The organism is Rhodococcus sp. BS-15 (assembly GCF_000813105.1).
In the GTDB taxonomy this organism is placed as follows: Bacteria; Actinomycetota; Actinomycetes; order Mycobacteriales; family Mycobacteriaceae; genus Rhodococcoides.
Genome location: NZ_BAOX01000433.1, coordinates 1 through 2,875 on the forward strand (window position 1 = coordinate 1; position 2,875 = coordinate 2,875).

General features: G+C 67.9%; 4 protein-coding genes. All 4 read left to right on the forward strand.

The window, feature by feature from the left end; all coding sequences use genetic code 11:
- Window positions 1-936, forward strand: a 936-nt coding sequence (locus RHBS_RS26320; RefSeq protein ID WP_145977623.1) for an NAD(P)/FAD-dependent oxidoreductase, incomplete at its 5' end; no start/stop codon positions are given.
- Window positions 933-1,754 carry a carotenoid biosynthesis protein gene (locus RHBS_RS26325; RefSeq protein ID WP_121869610.1) on the forward strand — a complete coding sequence of 274 codons (822 nt, stop codon included), beginning with the start codon at window positions 933-935 and terminating at the stop codon, window positions 1,752-1,754. The genes RHBS_RS26320 and RHBS_RS26325, both read left to right, overlap by 4 nt.
- Before the next feature lie 10 nt (window positions 1,755-1,764).
- Entirely contained in the window at window positions 1,765-2,520 is a 756-nt protein-coding gene (locus RHBS_RS26330) for a DUF3153 domain-containing protein (protein WP_183130131.1), read from the forward strand.
- A 20-nt stretch (window positions 2,521-2,540) separates the two neighbouring features.
- Window positions 2,541-2,875, forward strand: a 335-nt coding sequence (locus RHBS_RS26335; protein WP_237669780.1) for a glycosyltransferase, incomplete at its 3' end; no start/stop codon positions are given.

Sequence of the window (2,875 nt, forward strand, 5' to 3'; positions counted from 1 at the left end):
CGCGCCGTCGGCGGCAGCGGCGCACTGACCGAGGCGATGATCGCTCGGCTGCAGCGCGACGGTGCCGAACTGACGCTCGGCGACGCCGTGACCTCGCTCGTACGCCGCTCGCACGGCTGGACCACCAGGACCGCGTCGGGACGGGAGATCGACAGCCGCATCGTCGTGGCCGGTTGCCACATCGTGACCACACTCGACCTTCTCGAAGCCGGCGGACACGACTCGGCGCAGATCGCGCGGTGGCGCAGCACGATACGCGTCGGGCCAGGAATAGGTACCGCGGTCAGACTGGCCACCGACGCCCTACCGATGTACCCGAGCGCCGACCGGATCGAGGACGGCACCCATGGTCTGGCGCTGCTGGTACGCGACCGCAGCCAGTTGCGGTTGGCGCACGGGCACGCGCTGGCCGGCGACCTGCCGCCCACCCCGGCTGTGCTGGGGATGTCCTTCAGCGCACTCGATCCCACCATCGCGCCGCCGGGACAGCACCAGATCTCACTGTGGTCGCAGTGGCATCCCCACACCCTCGCCGACGGCAGACAGTGGCGATCGAACGTACCGGGCGAGCGCTCGTTGGCCGAGTTCGAGGCGGATCGGATCGTCGCCGAACTGGACCGGTACGCACCCGGTTTCGCGGCATCGGTGTTGGATCGGTTCGTTCAATCGCCGCCGGACATCGAGCGTGAGCTCGGTCTGATCGGAGGCAACATCATGCACTTGGACATGTCGTTGGACCAGATGATGATGTGGCGGCCGCATCCTCAACTGGCCGGGCATCGGGTCCCCGGTGCCGACCGGCTCTATCTCACCGGCGCATCGACCCACCCCGGCGGAGGAGTCACTGCGGCCAGTGGTCGGTCGGCGGCGCGAATTGCGATCGCCGACGCCCGCGCAGCCCGTCGTCGCACGTTCTTCGGAAGGAAACGGGAATGAAGGTCGTTCCGATCGTCGTCGCGGCCGCTGCTGTCGGCTGCCAGATCGTCTACCCACTGGTGTCGGGGTCGACGAGGGACGCAGTGACGGTGGCGGTGGTGGCGCTGCTCGCGCTCGCGTCGATCCTGCACGCGGCGCTGAACCGCGGCGTCGTGTGGGCCACCATTCTGGTCGTCGTGACCGCCGGAACCGGGTTCGCATCCGAACTCGTCGGCACGGCCACCGGCATCCCGTTCGGCGAGTACTTCTACGCGCAGAATCGCTTGGGCCCGAGCCTGTTCGAGGTGCCCGTCGTGGTTCCCCTGGCGTGGACGGCGGGGTTCTACCCGATCTGGTGCGCAGTGACCTTCGTCGTCGGACGTCTCGACACGACGCAGGCGCGCGCCACCGCACTCCGAATCGCGGCGGTGGCAGTGGGGATGGTCGGCTGGGACCTCTACCTCGATCCACAGATGGTCACCGACGGACAGTGGACCTGGACCGCCGGTTCCGTCGGGCTACCAGGAGTGCCGTCGATTCCGTTGACCAACTACCTCGGCTGGCTGGTGGTGGCCACGCTGATGGCTGCGGTGATGGAATCGCTCGACCGCGCCGTCGGTCGCCCACGGCCATCCGACGACGCGGTGCCCATCGGGTTGTTCCTGTGGACGTGGCTCGGGTCGGCGCTCGCGCACGCGGTATTCCTCGACGGTCCTGAGCTTCGCTACTCGGCGGTGTACGGGTTCGTCGTCATGGGCGTCGTCGGCATACCCCTGTTGTGGAATGCCCGCCTGTGGTGGAATGCCCGACGCGCCTCGCTGACAACCCCTGCCGACTGACAGCACCTCGATGCCCTGGCACGATGTCGCTGTGCAGTCGACATCGCGAACATCTCATCGAACCCACCGCCGCCGTGTTCTCTCGGTGGTCGCACTGGCGCTGCTGGTCGCGCCGTTGCTGGCCGGTTGCCTGCGCGTGCAGGTCACGATGGGCGTGTCGGCGAACGACCGTGTCGCAGGTCAGATCGTGGCAGCCAATGTGCCGACTTCGGACTCCGACACCGGCCCGGAACTGGTGGTTCCCTCCTCGATCGAGGACAAGGTTCGCGTCGAGCCGTACAACCAGGACGGATACGTCGGGTCGCAGGCGATCTTCGACGATCTCTCGTTCGGCGACGTGCAGACCCTCGGCTCGATCTTCCAGAACGCGGCCGGATCGTTCCAGCTGACGCTGCAGCGCTCGGGTGACACCGTCACTCTGGCAGGCAACGCCGATCTGTCCTCCGTTCCGGTTCAAGGCTCGGACGTACAGTTCACCATCGCGTTCCCGGCCCGCATCGGCACCACCAACGGCACTCGCGAGAGCGACAACTCGATCTCGTGGAAGTTGCCGGCAGGCGAGGTCACCTCGATGCGCGCCGAGGTCAACTATCCCGATCCCAACACCCGAAGCTTCGCCGGCTGGGCCGGCATCGTGGGCGGCGTGACGGTCGGCGTCGCCGCCATCGTCGGGGCCATGGCCTGGGTGTCGCGCAACCCACCGCTGCGGAGCCGCGGGTCACGCGGAACCGAGTCCGGAAGCTCCAGCGACAGAACGTCTGTGTGAGAGACCGCCTGCTCGCGCGAATGACGGAGACCGCAACCGTCCTCGCGACGGCGTCGGCCGCGGTATCGGTGTTCAACTCTCGGTTCATGCCGAGCCTGCGATCCCCGGAGCAGGACGTCACCGAGCGCGTCGTCGTCTGCATTCCCGCCCGCAACGAGGTCGCGACGCTTCCTGCTCTGATCGGCGATCTCGCGCGGCAACGATCGTGCACAGATCTGCGAGTCATCGTCCTCGACGACGACTCGACCGACGGAACGGCGTCCGCTGCCCGCGCGGCTGCGAACGGTGATCCGAGGATTCGCGTCGTGACCTCCGGTGCCGCTCCCCCCGGCCGGCTGGACCGGCAAGGCCGCCT